The organism is Streptococcus sp. 27098_8_186, from assembly GCF_041432055.1.
Lineage (GTDB): Bacteria > Bacillota > Bacilli > Lactobacillales > Streptococcaceae > Streptococcus > Streptococcus dentalis.
The window spans coordinates 74,228-96,466 of sequence record NZ_JAPVYV010000005.1 but is presented as its reverse complement, the minus strand read 5'-3'; the positions used below and the strand labels follow the sequence as shown (position 1 = coordinate 96,466).

Annotated in this window: 22 protein-coding genes and 2 pseudogenes; 3 read left to right on the top strand and 21 right to left on the bottom strand. The window is 41.5% G+C overall.

Going from position 1 to position 22,239, the window contains the following annotated elements; translation table 11 throughout:
• Nucleotides 1-32: 32 nt before the first annotated feature.
• Genes O3602_RS06220 through O3602_RS06210 form a run of 3 tightly spaced genes read left to right on the top strand, consistent with a single transcriptional unit; the run spans nucleotide 33 to nucleotide 2,361 of the window.
• The gene (locus tag O3602_RS06220; RefSeq protein WP_371611364.1) at nucleotides 33-836 is read left to right on the top strand and encodes a MerR family transcriptional regulator; all 804 of its coding nucleotides are present in this window, start codon (nucleotides 33-35) and stop codon (nucleotides 834-836) included.
• On the top strand, nucleotides 833-1,648 hold the full coding sequence (locus tag O3602_RS06215; RefSeq protein WP_371611363.1) for an ABC transporter ATP-binding protein: 816 nt from the start codon (nucleotides 833-835) through the stop codon (nucleotides 1,646-1,648). The genes O3602_RS06220 and O3602_RS06215 overlap by 4 nt, the downstream gene beginning before the upstream one ends.
• Complete coding sequence (locus O3602_RS06210) at nucleotides 1,645-2,361, top strand: ABC transporter permease (protein WP_371611362.1); 717 nt, start codon at nucleotides 1,645-1,647, stop codon at nucleotides 2,359-2,361. Before O3602_RS06215 ends, O3602_RS06210 begins: the two co-directional genes overlap by 4 nt.
• Nucleotides 2,362-2,467: 106 nt before the next feature.
• Here O3602_RS06210 and O3602_RS06205 read toward each other — a convergent pair whose 3' ends face one another.
• The 21 genes and pseudogenes from O3602_RS06205 to aroB form a co-directional block, all read right to left on the bottom strand.
• A complete protein-coding gene (locus O3602_RS06205; RefSeq protein ID WP_371611361.1) occupies nucleotides 2,468-3,322 on the bottom strand; it encodes an ADP-ribosylglycohydrolase family protein in 855 nt (284 codons plus the stop codon).
• A 21-nt stretch (nucleotides 3,323-3,343) separates the two neighbouring features.
• A complete protein-coding gene (locus tag O3602_RS06200) occupies nucleotides 3,344-4,129 on the bottom strand; it encodes an alpha/beta fold hydrolase (protein ID WP_371611360.1) in 786 nt (261 codons plus the stop codon).
• Between the two features lie 165 nt (nucleotides 4,130-4,294).
• The gene (locus O3602_RS06195) at nucleotides 4,295-5,335 is read right to left on the bottom strand and encodes a hypothetical protein (protein ID WP_371611359.1); all 1,041 of its coding nucleotides are present in this window, start codon (nucleotides 5,333-5,335) and stop codon (nucleotides 4,295-4,297) included.
• Between the two features lie 531 nt (nucleotides 5,336-5,866).
• A pseudogene (locus O3602_RS06190) lies at nucleotides 5,867-6,550 on the bottom strand (recombinase family protein).
• A pseudogene (locus O3602_RS06185) lies at nucleotides 6,541-6,987 on the bottom strand (alpha-amylase family glycosyl hydrolase); the annotation flags it as partial. The pseudogenes O3602_RS06185 and O3602_RS06190, both read right to left, overlap by 10 nt.
• 29 nt (nucleotides 6,988-7,016) lie before the next feature.
• Nucleotides 7,017-7,337 (bottom strand): PTS lactose/cellobiose transporter subunit IIA, encoded by a 321-nt coding sequence (locus tag O3602_RS06180; RefSeq protein WP_003012163.1) that lies wholly within the window; start codon nucleotides 7,335-7,337, stop codon nucleotides 7,017-7,019.
• A gap of 13 nt (nucleotides 7,338-7,350) precedes the next feature.
• Nucleotides 7,351-8,664, bottom strand: a complete 1,314-nt coding sequence (locus O3602_RS06175) for a PTS sugar transporter subunit IIC (RefSeq protein ID WP_003011592.1) — start codon at nucleotides 8,662-8,664, stop codon at nucleotides 7,351-7,353.
• Nucleotides 8,665-8,674: 10 nt separating this feature from the next.
• Nucleotides 8,675-8,977, bottom strand: a complete 303-nt coding sequence (locus tag O3602_RS06170; RefSeq protein ID WP_001020606.1) for a PTS sugar transporter subunit IIB — start codon at nucleotides 8,975-8,977, stop codon at nucleotides 8,675-8,677.
• A 12-nt stretch (nucleotides 8,978-8,989) separates the two neighbouring features.
• Complete coding sequence (locus tag O3602_RS06165) at nucleotides 8,990-10,420, bottom strand: 6-phospho-beta-glucosidase (protein WP_371611358.1); 1,431 nt, start codon at nucleotides 10,418-10,420, stop codon at nucleotides 8,990-8,992.
• 148 nt (nucleotides 10,421-10,568) lie between these two features.
• The gene (locus O3602_RS06160) at nucleotides 10,569-10,829 is read right to left on the bottom strand and encodes an SIS domain-containing protein (RefSeq protein WP_371611357.1); all 261 of its coding nucleotides are present in this window, start codon (nucleotides 10,827-10,829) and stop codon (nucleotides 10,569-10,571) included.
• 29 nt (nucleotides 10,830-10,858) lie between these two features.
• Entirely contained in the window at nucleotides 10,859-11,320 is a 462-nt protein-coding gene (locus O3602_RS06155; protein ID WP_371611356.1) for a MurR/RpiR family transcriptional regulator, read from the bottom strand.
• A gap of 8 nt (nucleotides 11,321-11,328) precedes the next feature.
• Nucleotides 11,329-12,051: a MurR/RpiR family transcriptional regulator gene (locus O3602_RS06150; RefSeq protein WP_000493320.1), complete on the bottom strand. Its 723-nt coding sequence runs from the start codon at nucleotides 12,049-12,051 to the stop codon at nucleotides 11,329-11,331.
• Nucleotides 12,052-12,580: 529 nt separating this feature from the next.
• Nucleotides 12,581-13,936: a 23S rRNA (uracil(1939)-C(5))-methyltransferase RlmD gene (gene rlmD / locus O3602_RS06145; RefSeq protein WP_371611355.1), complete on the bottom strand. Its 1,356-nt coding sequence runs from the start codon at nucleotides 13,934-13,936 to the stop codon at nucleotides 12,581-12,583.
• Nucleotides 13,937-14,000: 64 nt separating this feature from the next.
• Nucleotides 14,001-15,314 (bottom strand): LCP family protein, encoded by a 1,314-nt coding sequence (locus tag O3602_RS06140; protein ID WP_371611354.1) that lies wholly within the window; start codon nucleotides 15,312-15,314, stop codon nucleotides 14,001-14,003.
• Nucleotides 15,311-16,165: a prephenate dehydratase gene (gene pheA, locus O3602_RS06135; RefSeq protein ID WP_371611353.1), complete on the bottom strand. Its 855-nt coding sequence runs from the start codon at nucleotides 16,163-16,165 to the stop codon at nucleotides 15,311-15,313. The genes O3602_RS06140 and pheA overlap by 4 nt, the downstream gene beginning before the upstream one ends.
• Entirely contained in the window at nucleotides 16,156-16,641 is a 486-nt protein-coding gene (locus tag O3602_RS06130) for a shikimate kinase (RefSeq protein ID WP_371611352.1), read from the bottom strand. Before O3602_RS06130 ends, pheA begins: the two co-directional genes overlap by 10 nt.
• Nucleotides 16,634-17,917 carry a 3-phosphoshikimate 1-carboxyvinyltransferase gene (gene aroA / locus O3602_RS06125; protein ID WP_371611351.1) on the bottom strand — a complete coding sequence of 428 codons (1,284 nt, stop codon included), beginning with the start codon at nucleotides 17,915-17,917 and terminating at the stop codon, nucleotides 16,634-16,636. The genes O3602_RS06130 and aroA overlap by 8 nt, the downstream gene beginning before the upstream one ends.
• Nucleotides 17,918-18,089: 172 nt before the next feature.
• Nucleotides 18,090-18,428 (bottom strand): YlbF/YmcA family competence regulator, encoded by a 339-nt coding sequence (locus O3602_RS06120; RefSeq protein WP_003011745.1) that lies wholly within the window; start codon nucleotides 18,426-18,428, stop codon nucleotides 18,090-18,092.
• A gap of 100 nt (nucleotides 18,429-18,528) precedes the next feature.
• Nucleotides 18,529-19,635: a prephenate dehydrogenase gene (locus O3602_RS06115; RefSeq protein ID WP_371611350.1), complete on the bottom strand. Its 1,107-nt coding sequence runs from the start codon at nucleotides 19,633-19,635 to the stop codon at nucleotides 18,529-18,531.
• A gap of 16 nt (nucleotides 19,636-19,651) precedes the next feature.
• Nucleotides 19,652-20,818 (bottom strand): chorismate synthase, encoded by a 1,167-nt coding sequence (gene aroC / locus O3602_RS06110; RefSeq protein ID WP_371611349.1) that lies wholly within the window; start codon nucleotides 20,816-20,818, stop codon nucleotides 19,652-19,654.
• 6 nt (nucleotides 20,819-20,824) lie between these two features.
• Entirely contained in the window at nucleotides 20,825-21,898 is a 1,074-nt protein-coding gene (gene aroB, locus O3602_RS06105; protein WP_371611348.1) for a 3-dehydroquinate synthase, read from the bottom strand.
• Nucleotides 21,899-22,239: the final 341 nt, after the last annotated feature.

Below are 22,239 nucleotides of genomic sequence, written 5' to 3'. Positions count from 1 at the left end.
CATGATGTATAATAGGTATGAGGAGGTGGGTAATGATGGCTAAATATAGAGCAATTCCGGAAGGATTTATGACAGTGGGGGAACTTGCTAAGAAAATGGGCATTACCATCCGTACTCTACAATATTACGATAAAGAGGGGCTACTTTCCCCATCGGCAGAAAGTGAGGGAGGTCGCAGGCTTTATACCGATAAAGATATAGTGCTACTCCATCAGATTCTATCATTAAAATCATTAGGCTTTTCTCTCAAGGATATAAAGGGGCGTTTGATCTCTTTGAAAACACCTGATGATGTTGCCAATGCTCTTACAGAGCAAGCAGATATTCTTCGTAAAAATATTGAACAACTTAAGGATTCTTTAGTCGCAATAGAGCAGTTAAAGGCAGAAGTTTTACAAATACAGACGGTCAATTTTAAGAAGTATGCAGACATTATTGTCAATCTTCAGATGAAGAATGACTCCTACTCTCTCATTAAGCGCTTTGATGATGATACGCTCGACCAGATACGCAGTCGATTTGACAAGAAAAGCGGGCAAGATTTTATGGATAGGTTGAACCGCCTAAGTGATCAAATCGTGGAGCTTCAGAAAGAAAACGTACCAGCTGAAAGCGAACAATGCCAACAGGTTGTGCAAGAATACTGGAGCTTGATTACGGAGTTTACAAATGGTGATATGAGCATGCTTCCGAAGTTGATGGATATAGGGAATATCGATACCGCCTCAAACGCTTGGGAAGAAAAGCAAAAAATCGTTAATGATTATTTAGGGCCTGCTTTACAAGTCTATTTTTCAAGGCTTGGAACAAATCCCTTTGAGGAGGTAGAACCATGAAAGACGCAATAGAGCTTTCTGGATTAAAGAAAAGTTATGGTAGCAATATGGTTCTTAGAGGTCTCGATTTTCAAATCAAACAAGGAGAAATCTTTGCTCTGCTCGGAGTGAACGGAGCTGGTAAAACAACCACGCTTGAATGTATCGAAGGTCTGAGAAAATATGATGAAGGCACTATAATTGTAAACGGGAAAACCGGAATTCAACTACAGTCCTCCTCTCTACCCATCCACATCAAACCGATGGAAGCCATAAAGCTCTTTGCAAAATGGAATCATACATACATTGATGATGCTATGCTAAAGGCCCTTGGCATAAAAGAAATGAAGGAGTCGCAATACATAGAATTATCCACCGGTCAAAAAAGAAGATTACATCTTGCTCTTGCACTTATCAGTAATCCGGATATTATTTTTCTCGATGAACCGACAGCGGGACTTGATGTTGAAGGAAGACTATCCCTCCATGAACAAATCCGAAAGCTCAAATCACAGGGCAAGACAATTGTTTTGGCAAGCCACGATATGGCCGAAGTTGAAACCTTATGTGACCGCATTGCTATTTTGAATAGTGGAAAGATTGTCTTTTGTGGTACTCCTTCAGAACTGACAGACAGGTTGGGAAGAAAATATTTCATCCATTTAAAGACCCAGGACGGAGAGAAATCTTTTGAAACAGATACGATCGAGGACACTTTGATTTCATTATTGGAAGAATGCAAACATAAACATATCCAAATACTGGATATTAAGGTGGATCGTGGCACACTGGAGCAGCATTTCATTGAAATGGCAAGGAGGGGATCGGAATGAATGGTTTTTTATATAGCCTAGCATTACAGTGGAAATTGGACATACGAAGTAAGTCTCTCCTGGTTACTTACTATATTGTACCGCTTATTTTCTTTCTTCTCATGGGTGGTATTTTTACTTCCGTTATACCTGATATGGAAAGCACACTCATACAGTCAATGATTGTCATGAGTGTTTCCATGGGGGCCTTTCTCGGCTTACCGCCTTCCTTGATTGAAACATACGGAAGCGACATAAAAAAGATTTATAAAGCAAATGGTGTGCCTATTCACTTAGGATTAGTGACCATGGTTCTCTCTGCCTTTGTTCATTTGATAATGACTTGCATGGTGATCCTACTACTTGCTCCAATTTTATTTAAAGCAAGTCTACCAAATCAACTTCCCCTATTCTTTCTCGCACTGGCCATCTACATTTTCTTATCTTTGAGTATCGGAAGTATACTGGGCCTTACTGTAAAAAATCAAGCAAAGCTTACCATGATAGCGCAACTTGTCTTTTTACCCTCAATTATGCTCTCAGGAATCATGTTTCCTAGCATCTTACTACCTGATTTTCTTCAAGCAATCGGGCGTCTTTTCCCCGCTTCTTGGGGATTCCGATTGATGCTAGATCATGGCTTTGGTCTTGAAAATCTTTGGTATCTGATTCTTGTATCCTGTATCTCAGTAATGACTTGTATCCTCCTCTTGAATCAGCAAAAATCTAACTAGGTACCTGAATAAATCCATAGCACAACATTAACTTTTAAGCAAAAGCGACGAGATTGTTACTTATCTCGTCGCTTTGCCGTTTTTAATTGTCTTTATCTAATCTCTGTTATGTTATTGAAACTTCTTGCTCCCATCGTCTGAGGACATCCTTTAAAGGATCATCTAGATAGGTATAGGCCTTTTTCTTAATCCAATCAGGTATACCATAAGCAGCCTCTGCTATACTTCCTGTGATGGCAGCAAGAGTGTCACTATCTCCGCCGAGAGAAATAGCATTTCTGATAGCATCTTCGAAGTCTGTACTTTCAAGAAAGGCAATGATGGCCTGAGGTACCGTATCCTGGCAAGTTTCATTGAAACGATAAGTAGGACGAATTTCATCTAGTGTTTGAGAAAGATTATATCCATACTCTTGCTCTATGTATTCCTTGATGAGTCTCTTGCACTCTGTAGGGTTATCGTTGATCGGTTTTCCATAGTCGCCACTGTAACCTCCAAAGTAATAACGACACATAAAGATAGCATCAGACGTCGCCATAGCACCCTTGACCCCCTCTGGATGGTTATGAGTCACTTCTGCAGAAAGTTGTGCAAGAGTTCTTCTGGACGGCCAGGCTCCTGTTCTGGCACAGAAACCACAATCTATGACCCAAGCACAAGGAGAAACACGCATGGCAGAGCCATTGCCAAAGCTATTATAAGGTTCTCGATCGTCGCCATCAACCCAATTTCCAAATCTTGCACCGTAACCTGCATCGGGATACATCCTGCCATATTTCTTCATGGCATCAATAAAGTCATCTTTCTGACCACCGTTCATGATGGCTTCAGCAACCGCACAGGTCATCACCGTATCGTCCGTGAAAAAACAATCCTCACGAAATAATGGAAAGTCTTTCGTTTTAATATTGCTCCATTCGTAAACAGAACCTACAATGTCTCCTACTATTGCTCCTAGCATAAGATTCCTCCTTACAGCATATCAGATTTCCAATGGATCACTCTTTAAAAATGGCTCAACCAAATCAATCCATTCTTGAGGCAGGTAAGCTGATAAATAGCCATGGTTATAGCCCTTTGCTTCATACAGGATCGTGTTGGGATGTAGCTGATGAAATAATTTCGCTGATGCTTTCACACAGTTCAATTCTTTTTCACCGTAGATATACAGAACCTGCGCCTTGCTAGCAGAAATTGTGTCCTTGAGCCTGTATCGCCCCATATAGGTTTTGTAAATGGTCACCAATGTTTTGATAGGTGTCCTTGGCAGATCCTCTAAATAATATGCTTTTATTTCCTCTGGATAAGCCAGTTTAGGATAGATTTTGTCCATCATGCTTAACTGGAGTTTACAAGCAAATTTACTAAACATCAGTTTACCAAATAGAGCTACTAGAAAGATGCTGATTTTAGCTAACCCTGGCTGAGGAATACAGAGGCTTCCGTCTATGATGGCCTTCTCAGCTATCTCGCTATCTAAGGATAAAAGTTCCATGGCAATTTGACCACCAAGAGAAACACCACCGATCGCAAACACCTTCCCACCACAGTTTGCTTTGATATAGTCTAGGATCTCCAAAGCAGAATCTTCCGTAGAAACATAATCGAGTTGATATTCTTCGCCGTGGCCATTCAAAGTGGGTAGAATAACACGGTAGTCTTCTGACAAAATCCGCGCTTGACGAAGATAATTCCACCAAGAACTACCACCGCCATGTATCAGTAAGATAGAAGGCGAATTTCTATCACCAAATTCATGGAATTTCATGTTTAAACTCCTTACTGTGGGATTTTCACTAGAAACATCCTTGTTAAATCATTTTTTACAAGCTGTGATACTGCCTCAACATCTGATGCTAGCAAACATCTATATTATAGAACGAAAAGTGACAAGTCTGGCTTTGTTATTATATTGTTGAGCAAATTTATTACTCTAAGAAATGTAAAAACCTACCGACAAGTCTTCATCAGATTCATGTGGTTTCCAAGCTACATTAAAACCGTATCTATCGCTCCAATCTGGATGCCAGTCGTTATAATATGGGACACGGCTGTATTTGCCAAGTGTCACTTCATCCTCCTCTGATGATTCCTGACAGGTTATCCCAAACTGGATACCATCAAGTTCCCAGGAATTTCCCCAAACATATTCATCAGAAATGACATCAACCCAGCGGGAAGCGTCAATCTCAAAGTCAGTACATAACTTCAACGATTGGAAAGTACTATAGTGCATATTGTAAGGTTTGATATGTATAGCGCAGTCAACGTGATACTTTTCATAATTGGTATTCAATAGGACAACCTTCATTGGAATGGGAACGCCATTCAGTTCCAACCACCAGTATCCAAGTTTATTGTGCAAAATATCAAAATATTCGTCTGCTGCTACTGATTTAGAAAAATTATCTATTTGCAAACATCGACCTGATCTTAATAATTCCGCAACAATCTCTTTTGCTTTCTCTTTATCAAAATCAGAATAACGCTTAATCACATGCTTTAACTTGTCAATTGGATATGAGAGGTCTTTTTGCGAAGCCTGATATACCTTCACAACTTGAGCAATCTTCTCAACGTTGTTGATTCCAACAGGAACAACTACAAAATGGTCTTCCCTGATTGATTCATCCTCACAAATATAGATGTACTCCTCACCAAACTCTGAAAAAGTGACTGATGCAACTCTGTAAACTGTATCTGATGAATTTGAATCACTTTCTTGATCAGTAATCCCCTTTTCTTTACTATCTAAATCTATCCACTTATAGAAAGTATAACGATTTGGATTCTCATCCTCACCGAATACCATCAAGCTATGACACTTTGGACATTGCCAGACATAGTATGAAGCATCAGAAATATCATAATAATCAATCTTATTATTTTCATCTGCGGTATCCGTTATCTCTTCCCATAACTCATCCGAGAATACCGAAAAAGCATTCGGGTCTGGGGCAGCATGGTCATTCATTGGATATCCGCATTGACAAGTCTACTTACCCATAATAAAACTCCTGCAGCTAGTAACAAATCATACCGTTTATCGTTTTAGCCTATTATACCACGAAACAACACAAAAAACTGCAACCTTTCGATTGCAGTTTCCTACAAGTCAACTTCTCTTCCTTCAAGGAAAGTTACAGGAATCTGCCCACTTCCTGAGATTGTGATGTTGTCGAGAAATTGGCACATGATATTCCTGTCAAAATGACTACTCAACTTGACCAAAATCCTATCCAGTTTACCATCTCTACAATCCTATATCAGTCGGTAAAAGGCAGCACCACACTAGGCAGTTCGCTGTTGCCGTATCGTTTCGTCGTAAACTCCTTACTCTACGACAGCTATCCCATGGGCAGAACATTTGCTTCTACTTCGCTGATGTCTCAGATCGTACAAGCAGTGATACGGCCTCAACATGTGCTGACGTTAGCTTCCTATACTGTGAAACGAAACAAAGGGGGGGTGAGTATTTGAATTAAACTTTTAAACGTAACCTAAATTATTTAATTCTTCTATTTAAATCTTCCATTACAGGGTTGAAATCAAAGGTACGTCGACAATCTGAACAACTATAAAAAGGTAAGTAGGTAGTTGAATTAATATTTAGATATAAGTCTCCCAAATAGTATTGATTCACCTGTCCCTGGTTCTCACTGCGCTTCTTGGTAAGGAAATCAACCGTATAGGTTTTCTGTAAGAGGGCATCTCCCATGTACTTCTCATTTTGAAGCATCCTTTGAATGGTAGTGGGATACCAGTTAGCTTTCCCATTCCATCCTGGAACTCCTTCTTCTTTTAGACTTCTCGCTATACTTTCTGGTGTTTCTCCTTGTAAAAAATCCCGAAAGATTTGTCTGACAATCTTGGCTTGCTGCGGATTGATGACGAGGTTCCCGTCCTCTCACTTATCGTAGCCTACAAACTTGGTTGTGTTAACTCTTATTTCGCCCCGTTCGAACTTCTTTCGAATCCCCCAGGTCGCATTCTCTGAAATAGAACGGGATTCATCTTGGGCCAAGGAAGAAAGAATAGTCAAGAGCACCTCTCCTTTGGCATCTAGACTGTCAATATTCTCCTTTTCAAAAGTGACCCCGATTCCTAGTTCTTTTAACTCCCGAACATATTTTAAGCAGTCCAGCGTGTTTCTGGAAAAACGGCTAATGAACTTCACAAGGTACACCAAACTTTTTCCTCACTACCATCAGCAAACTTGGCAATGCGATAGGGAGCACGTGGCTTCCGTTTGTAAATCAGGTCTACATCTTCCTGAGTCGGCTCACCGTTTGGCCAAAAGTTTTTGTAGCGGATAAACAAATCCGCATAGGCAGACTCATCTTTCTTTTCTAGGAAATCAAGGAAATAAGGCGACTTGGCTGAGATATGGTTAATCATGAAATCAAACATGAGGTAGTAGTCTTGACTGAGTGCCTCAATATCGCTCCAATCTCCAAAAGCCTCATCAACCTTGCTATAGTCCATGGGTGCAAACCCGCGGTCGCCTGACGATGGAAAGAAGGGAAGAATGTGGACACCACCGACCACATCTTTCAAAGGGCCTTCTAAGACCTACTTCAAGTCTTTCAGACTTTTTCCAAGACTGTCTGAATAGGTAATTAACATTGCTTAATTTTTTACTTTCATAACTTGCTCTATTTACCTTCCTCAAAGCGTTTATAGACTGCTATAAATTCCTCAGCAATCGTTCGAAAACCTTCTGCACTCATTAACTGATCCTCAGCGTGCATCAGAAGTAGACCTGTTTGGCTTAATTCCCCATTCATATCTTTTGTCAAAAGTGAGTGGTGAGCATTGTGTCCCTGTACAAATGCTTCTTCGCCTTGTTTAATTCTATCTTTAGCCTGCTCGAATTCACCCTGCCTAGCCAATTGAATAGCATCGATGTACATAGATTTTGCTGTTCCTACATAGGTGATAATTTGAAAACACACTTCGAGTACTTTTTCGTCCATTTTAATACCTCTCTTACCAATCTTCGTCTTCTAAATCGCTTGTTTCTTGTATTTCAGCTTGTAAATCTTGTTTATCCATCTGTTTAATAAACGGATAATAAACAAAGAAAGACATAACCAAAATAAGTGTTTGCAACAAGGCTGTTTTCCAACCACCGATGATAAATCCTGAAATAATTGGAGGACAAGTCCACGGAACTTGAACGGCACCATACATAGGTGTCAGTCCAAAATAAATCGCTGAATACTGGATGATACAAGATAAAATAGGCGTTAATATAAAGGGAATTGCTAAAACTGGATTCATTACAATCGGCAAACCAAAGAGCACCGGCTCATTGATATTAAAGATGGCTGGAACCATTTCAAGACGTCCAAGAATTTTTAGTTGTTTTGATTTTGCAAATGCAATCATGTAAACTACCAAACCAATCGTAATCCCGGCACCTGTAACATTGATAAATTGATCAAAAAATTGAATCGTCACAATATGACCACCATTGGCTAGATTTAATTCAAGGCCCTTATCTAAAATGGCTTGGTTTTCCAAAGCATTCGCCTGTAGCAAGCCACTCATGATGCCACCAACTACAGTTGAGCCGTGCACCCCAAACATCCATAAGAATGGTACAAGGAAACACATAAGCACCGCACCAAACAATGAGTCAGTCAAGCCTTGCATTGGTGTTTGAATAAGATTATAAATCACTTCAATCGTTGTGAACTTAAACAATTGTTCAACAAGTCCGACAAAGATCGTTGCCGCTGTGATGATAACAGTAGCAGGAATCAAGGCTGAAAATGCGTTGGCTACACCAGTTGGTACGCCATCTGGCATTTTGATTTTGATATTTTTCTTCAAAAACCAAGAATAGCTTGCTCCTACAATCAAACCAACGATAATGGCACCGATCATCCCTTTCCCGGAAGTCCAATCCTTCAGAATAATGTTACCAACTACATCCCCATTTTTAGAAATCAAACTGGAAGGCTGGATTAGCAAGAAAACTGCTAGGGCAATGACACCTGCCCCAAGTGGCTCCTGTTTTTCTAGCTTAGCATAGGTATACGCAATCCCAATGACTGTTACAATCGCACTGATATTAAAGGTTGCACCAATTGCTTGATTGAGGACAGGGGTAATACCACTAGTTTCTAACATCGTTGCTAGAGCTGGAACTGGAAGATTGGCCAAGATAAGAAAGATGGAGCCAACAATCAACAATGGCATAGAGAAAACAATACCATCTTTTATCGCTGTTACACCTTTGGTATTGACAAAGGCCATCATCCTATCAACAAACTTTTTAATCAGTTTATCCTTCATCATCTTCTCCTTATTTTTTCATCATGTAAGCTTGTTTAAGAACTGCCATACCGTTTGCAGTGCCATAATCAGCCATTGCAATCACTTCTACAGGAACATTGTGAGAAGCACAAATTTCTTTTGCTTTTTCAAGTTGGAAACCAACCTGTGGGCCTAATAGAGCCACATCAATATCTCCAACTCTTTGTTCCAATTCACTGATGGAATAAGCTGCAATTGTTGCATCTTTCCCTTTTTTCTGAGCCGCTTCTTTCATACGCTCAACCAAAATACTTGTTGACATACCTGCTGCACAAAACAATCCAATATTCATTTTAATTACTCCTTATAATTCGTTTCCATTTGATGTAATCACTTTTTGATACCATGTAAAGGAATCTTTCTTCATTCGTTGCAAAGTTCCTTCGCCATTATTATTCTTATCGACATAGATAAAGCCATAACGCTTCTCCATTTCACCTGTACCAGCACTAACAATATCGATACAGCCCCAAGGGGTATAACCAATGACATTTACGCCATCTTCTTCAATCGCTAACATCATTTGTTCAATGTGTTGTTTGAGGTAATCAATGCGGTAAGAATCATGGATTCCATCAGGCTCTACCTTATCATAAGCACCGAATCCGTTTTCAACTATAAAAAGCGGACAGTGATAGCGATCGTATAAAAGATTTAAGCTATAGCGTAATCCCTCAGGGTCAATCTGCCAACCCCAATCGCTTGATTCAATATAGGGATTTTTCTTAGTATAAACATCTTTGAAAAGTTCTTCTGTTTCCTCAGATGCTGTAGCAGTTACTGTATCACTCATATAGTAACTCAAGCCAATATAATCTACACAACCTTCTTTTAGAGTTTCTAGATCTTCTGGTAAAATATCCAGTTTGATATTATTTTTTCGACAAAAGGCCTCGATATAGTAAGGACGCTCTCCAAAAACATGAAGATCTCCATAGTGAAATAAACGATGCTCCATTGCCTTCTGGCTAGCAAGTATATCTTTTGTATCACATGTATTCGGATAAAATGGTACCATTGCCAGCATACAACCAATTTTGAAATTTTTATTGATTTCCCGACCCAATTGTATAACTTTTGCAGAAGCCACTGACTGATAATGGATAACCTGCTGTAGTACCTCAACTGGATTTTCATCTTCTTGATAAATGACACCAGAATTAGTCCATGAGCACCAAGGAACATTAATTGCACCTTGATTATTGATCTCGTTAAAGGTCATCCAATACTTAACTTTGTCCTTATATCGTTCCATGACGACTTCCGCAAAACGAACAAAGAAATCAATCAACTTGCGATTACGCCAAGCACCATACTTAGTAACTAGATGATAGGGCATTTCAAAGTGACTGAGTGTGATGACCGGTTCAATTTGATGAGCTAGCAGCTGATCAAATAAATCATCATAAAATTTCAACCCTTCTTCGTTAGGTTCTTCTTCATCTCCATTTGGGAAGATACGAGTCCAGGCAATCGAAGTTCGAAAACACTTAAATCCCATCTCAGCGAATAATTGTATATCGTCCTTATAGGTTCTGTAAAAATCTATTGCATCATGATTCGGATAATATTCGTCAGGTAAGACGCCATCAGTAATCTGTCGAGAGTGACTAGCACTTCCAACCGTCATCACATCGGCTATCGAAATGCCTTTTCCACCTTTATCATACCCTCCTTCAATTTGGTGAGCAGCAACTGCCCCACCCCATAAAAAGCCTTCTGGTATTTTTGCCATTTTACCAATCCTTTCTGTATTTTGTACTAGCGCTATGAACAAGTCTATTTTACGACATACTGTACCTGCTGACAATAGATATTGAGATAGAAAATAAATGTACAGTCGAACAATATTTGTTACATAAAAAAAACAAGAGTTTTCACTCCTATTTTTTTAAATAAACTTGGTAACGTAAGGATTCTAAAAAATAGACAACTGGAATCTGAGTGGTCAAATTAGTGGAACGTAGCGAGGAATCTGCGTAGGCAACTGGCATAAAGTAGGATAAATTTATATCCGATAGCTGTGATAAAGTGGAAATATCTGTATTTGTCAGACTAACAATCTTAGCATTTCTTTCTTTGAATCCCTGTACCAGAGTTAGAACTTCTTCTGTCTCACCGCTGACACTTAGAGCAATAACCAAAACATCCTCCAAATTAGAATGATGCAATTTCAGAGAATAAAATGGGTTAGTAATAGCAAAGCTAAGAATACCGATTCCAGAAAAAAGATATGAGCCATATTCGCCAAACTTAGACTAGTACCCACCCCTAAAAAGATAACTTGTTTGGCTTGAACGATCAAATCTGCTATCTCTGATAGTTGTTTTTTTAAAGCTTCATCTTGGACACTAGTCTGTAAAAATTGTATTGCTGGAATACCAATAGGAAAGTAGTGACGATGTTTATTTTCCTTATCTTCCGACCTTGACAAGGCATATTTTAAATCATTGTAGCAATCAAATCCCATCTTTTTCGCAAAACGAATGATGGTTGTTGTCGATAGATTTATAGATGTCGATAGCTCTCTGATAGTCATCGTAGCAACTTTATCTCTATGTTGCAATATAAAATTATACACGCTTAATTCACTATTATTTAGCCCTTTTACTTTATGATAATCAAATAAATTCATAGACACCCTTATGCTTTTGTAGTATATAGTTGTTTCATTAACATTTCAATAATGAGAATAACAGGTACCTGCGTCGTAATATTAAACCCATTTAAAAATAATTGAGGGACATGATAGGTTATGGAGCAATCAGATAGCCTTGACAATGTTGATTCCAATGTATTTGTGATGGCAATAACTGGACAACCTTTTTCCTTTAATTTTTGTACAATTTTCAATGTTTGAGAAGTCTCACCAGATTCGGATAAGGCAATGACACAAGTTTTTTCCATACTGTTTTGTAGCACTGGTTGCCAAGGATCTTCAATACACATACTAAATTTGCCAATATTTGAAAAATAGCGCGCTCCATATCGACCTAAAGTTCCAGAGGAACCAATTCCGACAAAAACAATCTGTTCAACGTTCTTTAAGATTGCCACAGCCTCCATAATCAGCTGCAAAAAAGTATCTTGCTCAGTATAATCAATGAATAGCTTCAAAGAATGATTGTCTTGATTGTTTAAAATAATTTGCTCATTTTTTAAATATTCTTTATAAGCAATCTTAAAATGGCTATATCCATCAAATCCTAGATGCTTGCAAAATCGTTGTACGGTTCCAACTGATACATGTGCAAGTTGGGCCAATTCCTTGATTGTCATAGAGGATATATTTTCATTTTCTAAAATAGTTGTATAAATAGCATTTTCTAAGTCGTTAAAACTTGCTACAACCTCATAACTAAACATATAATCCCTTTTTCTATCTCCATTGATTTGCTTACAATGTAACAAAAAACTAATAATCAAAGTGTTCTACACTAAAATAATGGAGAGCATAATGGCTATAAAACCAAGTCAGCATTAAAATCTATTAGAAAACCAGACGAATCAGATTTGTCTAACGAGACATGGTTAAGAGAAAATACTTTAAAACAGTATTGCCTTATGTCCTAGATTATATCATATTTTTGAGCATACTTTGAGTATTGTTAGTTTATTGACTTAAAAGAAACATAACAAGAGCTTATCTCTATTAAATTGTCTCAATTTCAATCGCCCATTCTGGAGATATGTAAGGTGGGGACGTTTCTATTCCCACAAACTCCTTGTCAATGGAAACAAACACGTACCCACAGGGTAAATGGAAATAGAAACTGACAATTTCTAGCTATCACTTCTATTCATTCCAAAAATTTTCTCACTCTGATACTTCCCCACGCCAATACAAAAAGCCTTGCAATCAAGGCTTTTCATGATCCCTTTCATTCAAAGGTTTCTAGGTTTTTACGAGCAGAGCAACACACTCCACATGATGCGTCTGCGGAAATAAATCCACCGGCTGGACCTTCTTCAATTCATAACCTAACTCTTGGTAAAGTTTGATATCACGCGCCATGGTGGCGACGTTACAGGAGATATAGGCGATGCGATCAGCTCCTGTTTGGGCGCTTGCTTTGATAAAGCTTTCGGTCAAGCCCTTGCGTGGTGGGTCGACTAGGATAGCAGTTGGTTGGATGCCTTCCTTAAGCCAATTTTTCATAGCATTTTCTGCTGTATCACAGACATAGTGGGCATTGGTGATGCCATTTAGACTAGCATTCTTCTGACTATTCTCTACTGCTTCGGGGATGACCTCAACTCCATAGACTTCCTTGACATGCTTGGCAACTGATAAGCCAATGGTCCCAATTCCGGAGTAGGCGTCAATCACGATATCCTCTGCTCTCAAGTCTGCAAAATCAATGGCTGTCTGGTAGAGCTTCTCTGCCATTTCTGTATTGACTTGGTAGAAGGCTGGGCCAGAGATTTGGAAGCTATTGCCCAACATTTGGTCCGTAATGTAATCCTGACCATAAAGAGTGCGCCATTCTTTTCCAAAAATCGCATTGGTATTCTGGTCATTGATATTTTGCATAACGGATTTGATGGCTGGGAATTGCTTGATTAACTGCTCGATCAACTGGTCCACACGGAACACCTTGGGACGAGTTGTCACCAAAATGACCATAATTTCTCCAGAATGGTGGCCACGACGAACGACGAGATTGCGAATCAAGCCAGATTGTTCCTTTTCATCATAAGGCTTGAGGTCAAACCGACGAATCAAATCCCGAAGTGCCAAGACCACTTGGTCAATGACTGGATCTTGGATATAGAAATCTTCAATCGGCATCAAATCATGAGAGTTCTTGCGAAAGAAGCCTGTCTCCACCTGACCATTGACACGACGAACAGGGACCTGAGCCTTGTTACGATACTGGACAGGGTGGTCCATCCCCAAGGTCAGGGGTACTTCGATATCAGAGATTCCTGCCATCTTGTAGAGGCTATCCTTGACCTGCTTGGCCTTGAATTTCAGCTGCTCCCGATAAGCTAGGTGACCCAAGTCAGCAATGCCGCTTCGCAAGTAATCCAGGTCTAGTTCTTCATTGCGGTGAGGGGATTTCTCTATATACTCTTCAACTTTTCCGTAGCCGATCTTCTTATTGACCTTGAGCACGCGCATGCGGATCACTTCGCCTGGCAGGGCATTCTCCACAAAAAAGACCAAGCCATCGACCTTAGCCACTCCTGCTCCTTCATGTGTCAAATCGACAATCTCAACGTCTACAATTTCATTTTTCTTTAACATGGTGTTCAATCTTTCTACAAATTAAAAGGGATGGAGTTTTCAAAACTCCTATCCCCTTATTATATCATCTCAGTCCCATTTGGTACAATTTCTTTTTATAAGCGTCAAAATCGACCAGCAAGCCTTGGCCACCGTACATATCGTAGGCATCGACCCAATCCCCATTTTCTGGGATGGTCACTCGTTCAATTCCTTTTCCAGCACTTCCGACTAGTCCAAGTCCATTGGTCAATAGGAAAGAGAAAGGAACATTGGTAGACGTCATGGCAAAGACTTTCCCAAGGGCTTCCGATCCCGTAAAGAGTTTAGTTGGATCCTTGATCTGATGCATGATGGCGGACATGACCTCTTGTTGGCGACGGGTCCGACCAAAGTCTCCTTCATCATCCTTACGGAAACGCGAGTAATTGAGAAGGGTCCGGCCATCCATCCGTTGTTTTCCAACCTTGATGGTTTGCTGCGGAACGACACCGTCTTTCATGTTCAAATCATCTGGCACTTCTACTTCACTGACCTTTTCGCCATCAACCGTTGAAAATTGCGCATTCATCTCGACCCCATTTGGGAAGAGGGTATCGATCGCTGTCGCAAAGGTCTTGAAATCGACCATGGCGTAATATTGGATATCAATGTCAAAGTTGTCTTTAAGCATCTGGCGCACCAATTCAGCCCCTTGGTTGTTATTTTGCTCCCCGATGGTGAAAGCAGTATTGAGCTTCTGGTCGTAGTAGCCATCATATTCAGGAATATTTTGCTGGCTCACTCCATCGATATGGACCAATGTATCCCGCATGAAGCTGACCATCTTGATCTTACCTTCTTTGTTATTGACATTGACCACCATGATGGAGTCTGTCCGGGTCTCATCTGACTTCTCACCGATCCGACCATCTGTCCCCAAAATCAGGATATTGATCCCATCTCGCGACTTCTTGCCGTTAAATTTCTCAACGACAGCCGGTTTGGCATCTGGCCCTGTCGGCTTACTGTTCAGGCCTTTTACAAACATGAAGACCATGCCACCAATAATGAGCAATAAAAAGAGTGCAAGCCATTTGAAGATCCGTTTAACACTAATCTTTTTCAGTGGTTTCTTAGGTATATCGCTCGTCGCAGCAACTGCTTTCTTCTTAGACTTTTTGCTACGTGATTGGTAAACAGGGAGATCACCAATTGGTTCAGCAATCTCACCTTGCACTTCTTCTGTGGTGTCTACCTCAGGTTGAAGGGCTTCTGCATCCTCAAAAGCTCCTTGGCTCCTCTTGAGCAGGTAATTGTATTCTAGTTGTTCTCGTTCATTCAAATAATGAAAATTTGAGTTTAAGTACTCTAATCGCTTTCGCTCGTGGTGAGATAGAAAGTTGGATTCGTTACTCATCTTTTCTCCATTCCGTTATCTTTTAAGGTATAGACCTGATACCGACCCAAGACTTTTGTCTGTATGCCCAAACTGTCTAATTCCTGATAGGCAAACTGTATGAGATCAGGCGCTTCGTTTAGGAGGTCAATAATGAAAAAGTATTCTCCTAAAGCCGTTTTTAGTGGACGACTTTCAATCTTGGTTAAATTAATCCCCCGCCAAGCAAAGGTAGATAAGCCCTTATAGAGGGCTCCTGACAAGTTATTTGGTAAGGTTAAGGCTAAGCTTATTTTTTGAAGAGCCGGACTTAAAGTTTCCGACATCGCTGGCTCTTTAGCCCCTAAAATCCAAAAACGTGTATAATTGTCCTCAATTTCTTGGATGTCTCTGGCCTGGACTTCCAAGCTATACTCACTAGCTGCCGCCAGAGGGGCAATCGCTGCAATTTCCAAGTCCGGATGCTCAGCTACATAGCGAGCTGCATAGGCTGTCGAAGCCGTCATTTCCATAGCCACATCCGGATAATGAGCTCTTAAAAAAGCCTTCCCTTGGGCTAAGGCCTTAGGATGCGAATAAACCGCTCGAATGGGCCGATCTTTTTTAGCCACCAAAAGCTGTTGCTTAATGGGATATACCACTTCTGCAACGGCCTGGATGGTTCCTTGGTGAAAGAGGTAATCAAGGGTCTCATGGACACTGCCTTCAATAGAGTTTTCAACAGGGACGACTGCAAAATCGATCTCTTGATTCTCATAAGCCTTAATGACATCTGTAATCGTCCGATAGGCAATGCGTTCAGAAGTTGGAAAGCTATGAGTGGCCACATCATGGGTAAAAGACCCTTTTGGACCAAGATAGCCTACAAGCATCGAATAATCTCCGCAATTTCTTCAGGTGTTTTGTCCTCAACATCCACAATATGGGTAGCAATATCCTCATACAAAGGCAAACGTCCATCAAAAATCTTCTTAAATTCTTCTTTGGTGTTGTTTAAAAAGAGGGGACGTTGGATGGCTTTGTCATTTTGAATCCGGCTGTACAAGGTTTCAAAATCTACCCGCAGATAAATGTTGTGAGGATTTTTTTCCAAGAGCGCACGGTTATGAGGGTTGACGACAATCCCACCTCCAGGAGAAATAATGGCTGCTTCATTTTCCAATAAACGCTCCAGCATTTCAGCCTCGCGACGACGAAAGGCAGCTTCTCCCTCCACTGCGAAATAGTCATTGATCGACATACCGATCTCTTCAACAATTAATTCATCCATATCATGGAACTTTGGATCAAGAATGCGACCAACGGTCGTTTTCCCAGCCCCCATAAAAGCAAGTAAAATTTTAGCCATGCAGTAATGTCTCCAAATCTTCGAAAAAACTAGGGTAACTGGTGTTGATGGCCTCTGCCCGATCCAGCATCACATTTCCATCTCTCACCAATAAGGCAGCAATGGCAGCCATCATCCCAATCCGGTGATCTCCAAAGGTCTCTAAGTCTGCTCCATGTAGGGGAGTCGGTCCAGTGATAATCATGCCGTCTTTCGTTGGCACGACATTGGCTCCCATAGCATTGAGGCTATCTACTACGACCTGGATGCGGTCCGTTTCTTTCACACGAAGCTCCTCAGCATCCGCAATCACTGTCTGACCATTTGCCTGTGTCGCTAGTAAAGCAATAATCGGCAATTCATCAATCAAGCGTGGAATCAACTCCCCATCAATCCGAATCCCTTTTAAGGACGAAGTCTTAACCGTGAGACTTGCAGAGACCGCTTTTTCATCGCGATCCTCAATGGTGAGATCTCCCCCCATTTCTTGAATCACATCGAGAATCCCTGTCCGCGTTTGGTTGATGCCAACACTTTCAATCTTAATCGCACTCTCTGGTAGGATGAGGCCTGCCACTAACCAAAAGGCTGCACTGGAAATATCTCCAGGAACGATGACTTCTTGACCTTGGAACTCTTGTCCACCTTTGATGCGGATGATTTTTCCATCCACCAGGATCTCTCCGCCAAATTGGCGAATCATATCTTCCGTATGGTCACGCGTCTTTTCCTTCTCGATAATCGTTGATTCACCCTCAGCCTGTAAAGCCGCAAAAATGAGAGCAGACTTGACTTGAGCCGATGCCACTGGCAAACGGTAATGAATCGGTTTGAGCTGATGGGTCCCTTTTTCATGTAAAGGTGGGCAATCGCGATCTCCCTGACCAGCAATCTCTACCCCCATCTGACGCAGTGGGATCGCCACACGATCCATGGGCCGTTTGGAAAGGCTGTCGTCTCCAACCATGGTCACAGCAAAATCCTGACCTGCTAAGACACCTGAAATCAAACGAATAGAAGTTCCTGAATTGCCCATATCAAGGGGAGCGGTCGGAGCTTGAAGACCTTGAAAGCCTACTCCTTGAATCTGAATCACATCCCCGTCATCTTGGATGGAGACTCCTAAATCTCGAAACACCTGGATGGTAGAAAGCACATCTCCGCCTCGCAAGATATCATAGACCTTAGTTTCGCCTGTTGCGAGACTTCCAAAAATAATGGATCGGTGACTAATCGACTTGTCACCAGGTACGCGAATGGTGCCCCTGAGGCCCTTTCTATTAGTTCTTAATTTCATTGCCTTCTCCAGAGTGCTTTTCCTCATATTCTATCATAATTGGGACATGAATTCAATTTTTGATCAAAAATTTGGAACAAAAAACGAATGTTTCCAAGCATTTTTTGAGCTTGTTTTCCTCTAGTGGAGAACGAAAATACCAGAGTCGAAATTACAACTCTGGTAGAAATTTCTATTTGTATAAATCTTGAATCGGCTCAAAGATGATCTTTTCAAGATCTGCAAGATAAATAGACAATTGTTGTTGTTTGGTGAAAAATTCATTCACAATCGGACTTGCTTGGATTTTTTCCATATAGTCCTTCATTTCTTGTTGCACAGCTTCTGTTGGAAGTTGACCGGATTGCATCAAGCCTTGCAATTGATTTTGGAAAGCGACGTATTCGTCAAACAAGGTTTTCGCTTCTGGATTTGCTTCAATCGCTTCTTTGCTTTCTACGACAGCCTTGTATTCAGGAAGGTCTCGCAGGGTCCGAGAGAGTTCGTTTGCTACATCATAAATATTTGCCATTTTATGGGCTCCTTTACTGATAAGATACTTCTATTATACTGCTTTTCCTTCAATATTCCTAAAATGAAGCAGGCCTTTTGATGCAAATCCTTCTTTAGACCTAGCGAGCAAGGACGGTATAAGACGTCGCTTGGCTGATCAATGCTTGGGCCCGCTCCTGATCTTCTGCATTTTTAAAGGTCAACTGTAAAATCCCATGGATGTCCTCCCGATTCTCTTCATTGATGTGAATATTGACCAAGGAAATCCCTTGTAGGAGTTGTAATATTTCGAGGATCACACCTTCCTTATCGGGGACATCGATAAAGAGATCATAGGCACTATCGCGTCCAGCACGCTGATGGATCTGCATTTCTTTTCGGTGCTTGCGCCCCTCATGGAAAAAGGACCAAATGGCCTCTTCGTTATCTGCTTGAATGGTCTCAGCCACCTGATCCAAACGGTCTTTGAAATCTGCAATCCGCTCTAATATCGCTTGAGGGTTGGACAAGAGAATAGAAGTCCACATACTTGGCTCACTTTCCGCAATCCGTGTCATATCCCGAAAGCCACCAGCCGCAAAACGGCGGGTCATTTCATGCTCTTCCCCATAAGCTACGGCCTGCTCGACCAGAGTCGAAGCTAAAATATGAGGAAAATGGCTGATCTGGGAAGTCACCCGATCGTGTTCCTCAGCATCAATTTCAATAAATCGAGATCCCAATCCACTCAGAAGCTCTTTCAACTCTTCCATGGCACCTTCTGTGGTCAAGTCTGAAGGAGTAAAAATATAATAGGCGTTTTCAAATAAAGTTGCATCTGCTGCTGCAGCACCTGTCTTGTGACTACCAGCCATGGGGTGTCCTCCCACAAAGCGTACGGCCTTGTCAGTAAATACCTTTTCAGCTTGTGCAACAATTTCTGCCTTGGTAGAGCCTGCATCTGTCACTAGTACCCGGTCTTTCAAATGCAAGCCAGCTAAGGTTTCTAAGTAAGACTTGGTTTGCTTGATGGGAAGGGCCAAAATAATGATATCTGCTAAAGGGGCAAAGGCTTCGAAATCATCCGTCACTTGATCCACCATTCCTCTTTCAAGGGCGATGGTTCGAGAGGCTTCACTACGATTGTACCCAAGAATAGTCACATGTGGGTGTGCCCTCTTAATGCCTAGCGCTAATGAAGCACCAATCAAACCCAACCCTGCAATATAAACAACTTTCTTCTCCAAAGGAAAACTCTTTCTCTTAAAATTTCTTCGTAAATTCCCGGTGCTTAGCGACAGCTTCTTTCAATTCTTCCAAGTTATCGGATGAAAATTTTTCAAGCACTTCTGTAGCAAGGACTGTTGCGACCACTGCTTCCATTACCACTCCTGCAGCTGGTAGAGCCGTTGGGTCGCTGCGCTCAACCGTTGCCTTATAGGGCTCATGGGTCTCAATATCCACACTCATCAAGGGTTTGTAGAGGGTCGGAATAGGCTTCATGACGCCACGAACCAGAATGGGCTCTCCGTTGGTCATCCCCCCTTCAAAACCACCAAGATTATTGGTGCGACGGGTATAGCCAGCTTCTTCAGACCAGATGATTTCATCCATAACTTGACTACCTTTTAGGCGACCTGCTTCAAAACCAAGACCAAACTCAACTCCCTTAAAGGCATTGATAGAGAGCACTCCTTGAGCGATTTTGGCATCCAATTTCTTGTCCCATTGCACATAGGATCCAAGACCAACAGGCACACCGCCAACCAAGGTTTCCACAATTCCCCCGATGGTATCGCCATCTTTTTTCACTTGGTCAATGTAGGCCTTAACAGCTTCTTCTTGTTCTGGCACAACAATCGACACTTCCGACTGACCTGCCTTTTCCTTGATTTCTGAAACGGTTAGATTCTCGGGAATAGCAATCTCGATTCCCCCAAAATTAACAATGTGGCTGGCCACTTCAATACCGATCTCTTCTAAAATCCGTTTAGCAACTGCACCAACGGCTACACGCATGGTCGTCTCACGGGCAGAAGAACGCTCTAAGGAATTACGAAGATCGTCAAAACGGTATTTGATCCCTCCGACTAGATCGGCATGACCAGGACGTGGCTTGGTAATCTTACGCAGATTTTTCTTTTTCTCTTCGACCGGTGCTACATTCATGATCTCCAGCCACTTTTGGTGATCCAGATTGGTCACGTTCAGAGTAATCGGACCTCCCATGGTCAAACCATGACGGACCCCTGATGTGATCTCGACACGGTCACTCTCGATTTTCATCCGAGCACCGCGACCATAGCCACCTTGTCGACGTTTGAGCTCTTTATTAATATCCTCTTCAGATAAAGGAAGGCCTGCAGGAACCCCTTCGATGATGGCTGTTAGTCGAGGGCCATGGGACTCCCCTGCTGTTAAATATCTCATACAACCTTATTCCTTTCTTTCTAAAAAGTCCTTCATTTCTTGAAGAGGGATTTGACGAATCGCTGCTTGCCCCAACTCTGGAACAATTACTAATTTCAAGCTATTCCCACGCGCTTTTTTGTCATGGGTCAAGGCTTGATAAAGGGCTTCTTTATCCCAGTTCTCATAGGTCACCGGAAGACCAAATTTCCGGCACATTTCTTCGATTTTTTTCGTGATTCCCTTTGGCATCAGGCCCTTTTCTTCTGCAATTCGGGACAGCTGCACCATACCCATACTGACAGCTTCTCCATGCATAACCTGCCCATAACCAGCTGTCGCTTCAATGGCATGCCCAATGGTATGCCCAAAATTGAGATACAGTCGAATGCCATTGTCCAGCTCATCTGCTACAACATGGTCTCGCTTGACCAGGCAAGAATGAGAAATGATGCTCTCTGCATGCTCTAAAATACTCTCAACAGAACCATTCATAGCTTCCAATTCTTCCCAAAGTTCCGTATCTTGGATGAGACCGTACTTGATGACTTCGCCCATCCCCTCGATCAATTCACGTTGCCCCAATGTACTCAACACTTCAGGATCAATAAACACACCGTCTGGTTGAGCAAAGGTCCCTACCATGTTTTTAGCAAGTGCTGTGTTGACTCCCGTCTTTCCCCCGATAGAAGAATCCACCTGTGCGGTCAAGCTAGTCGGGATCTGAACAAAGGAAATTCCCCGCATATAGGTCGAGGCAGCAAAACCAGCCAAATCACCAACTACGCCACCCCCAAGAGCAACGATTCCATCACTGCGGGTCATGCCTTGGGTAGCTAGAAAGTCATAGACTTTTGAAACAGTGGTTAGATTCTTACTGGCCTCCCCCTGAAGAAACTCAAAGCGCACCACTTGAAAACCAGCTTTCTCCAGGCTCTTCTCTACGATAGAGGCATATAGCTTAGCCACCCGGTTATCGGAAATAATAGCGACTTTTTTATCGCCCCAAAGAGTGCGCAACCAGTCTCCAACCTGGTTGAGACCACCTCTTTCAATCACAATATCATAGGAATGTCCTGGAATAGGTACCGATACGTTCATAGGAATCTCCTTTTCAGCATGTTCTCTATTTATCTTACCATGAATCCTTCTCCTTGTCTGCATTGAAAAGAAGTTATGCAAGAAAAAAACAAGACCTAGGTGTCTTGTTTCATATTGAAGAGAAAATCATCTTAAAAACTTTCCTTAGGTGAGTACGGACGTCAGCAAACTTCTTTGAAGTTCCATGACTAATTATTGAGCCTAAGGTCTCAATAATTCCGAGTGCCTGAAACGTAATTGTTTCAGGCACTTTTCTCACAGCGGAAAGTTTCGGTATTTTCTTAAATTGATTTAAAAATTGGAACTCATTTTTATTTTTTTGCAGAATCACTTAACTTATT

What these genes read in the sequence shown, in the direction of transcription:
- aroC (WP_371611349.1), bottom strand. Translation starts at nt 20,818, where the DNA reads ATGAGATATTTAACAGCAGGGGAGTCCCATGGCCCTCGACTAACAGCC.
- O3602_RS06150 (WP_000493320.1), bottom strand. Translation starts at nt 12,051, where the DNA reads ATGTTTAGTTATGAGGTTGTAGCAAGTTTTAACGACTTAGAAAATGCT.
- O3602_RS06215 (WP_371611363.1), top strand. Translation starts at nt 833, where the DNA reads ATGAAAGACGCAATAGAGCTTTCTGGATTAAAGAAAAGTTATGGTAGC.
- O3602_RS06180 (WP_003012163.1), bottom strand. Translation starts at nt 7,337, where the DNA reads ATGGACGAAAAAGTACTCGAAGTGTGTTTTCAAATTATCACCTATGTA.
- O3602_RS06140 (WP_371611354.1), bottom strand. Translation starts at nt 15,314, where the DNA reads ATGAGTAACGAATCCAACTTTCTATCTCACCACGAGCGAAAGCGATTA.
- O3602_RS06170 (WP_001020606.1), bottom strand. Translation starts at nt 8,977, where the DNA reads ATGAATATTGGATTGTTTTGTGCAGCAGGTATGTCAACAAGTATTTTG.
- O3602_RS06155 (WP_371611356.1), bottom strand. Translation starts at nt 11,320, where the DNA reads ATGAATTTATTTGATTATCATAAAGTAAAAGGGCTAAATAATAGTGAA.
- O3602_RS06200 (WP_371611360.1), bottom strand. Translation starts at nt 4,129, where the DNA reads ATGAAATTCCATGAATTTGGTGATAGAAATTCGCCTTCTATCTTACTG.
- O3602_RS06175 (WP_003011592.1), bottom strand. Translation starts at nt 8,664, where the DNA reads ATGAAGGATAAACTGATTAAAAAGTTTGTTGATAGGATGATGGCCTTT.
- O3602_RS06195 (WP_371611359.1), bottom strand. Translation starts at nt 5,335, where the DNA reads ATGAATGACCATGCTGCCCCAGACCCGAATGCTTTTTCGGTATTCTCG.
- O3602_RS06205 (WP_371611361.1), bottom strand. Translation starts at nt 3,322, where the DNA reads ATGCTAGGAGCAATAGTAGGAGACATTGTAGGTTCTGTTTACGAATGG.
- O3602_RS06130 (WP_371611352.1), bottom strand. Translation starts at nt 16,641, where the DNA reads ATGGCTAAAATTTTACTTGCTTTTATGGGGGCTGGGAAAACGACCGTT.
- aroB (WP_371611348.1), bottom strand. Translation starts at nt 21,898, where the DNA reads ATGAACGTATCGGTACCTATTCCAGGACATTCCTATGATATTGTGATT.
- pheA (WP_371611353.1), bottom strand. Translation starts at nt 16,165, where the DNA reads ATGCTTGTAGGCTATCTTGGTCCAAAAGGGTCTTTTACCCATGATGTG.
- aroA (WP_371611351.1), bottom strand. Translation starts at nt 17,917, where the DNA reads ATGAAATTAAGAACTAATAGAAAGGGCCTCAGGGGCACCATTCGCGTA.
- rlmD (WP_371611355.1), bottom strand. Translation starts at nt 13,936, where the DNA reads ATGTTAAAGAAAAATGAAATTGTAGACGTTGAGATTGTCGATTTGACA.
- O3602_RS06220 (WP_371611364.1), top strand. Translation starts at nt 33, where the DNA reads ATGATGGCTAAATATAGAGCAATTCCGGAAGGATTTATGACAGTGGGG.
- O3602_RS06165 (WP_371611358.1), bottom strand. Translation starts at nt 10,420, where the DNA reads ATGGCAAAAATACCAGAAGGCTTTTTATGGGGTGGGGCAGTTGCTGCT.
- O3602_RS06210 (WP_371611362.1), top strand. Translation starts at nt 1,645, where the DNA reads ATGAATGGTTTTTTATATAGCCTAGCATTACAGTGGAAATTGGACATA.
- O3602_RS06120 (WP_003011745.1), bottom strand. Translation starts at nt 18,428, where the DNA reads ATGGCAAATATTTATGATGTAGCAAACGAACTCTCTCGGACCCTGCGA.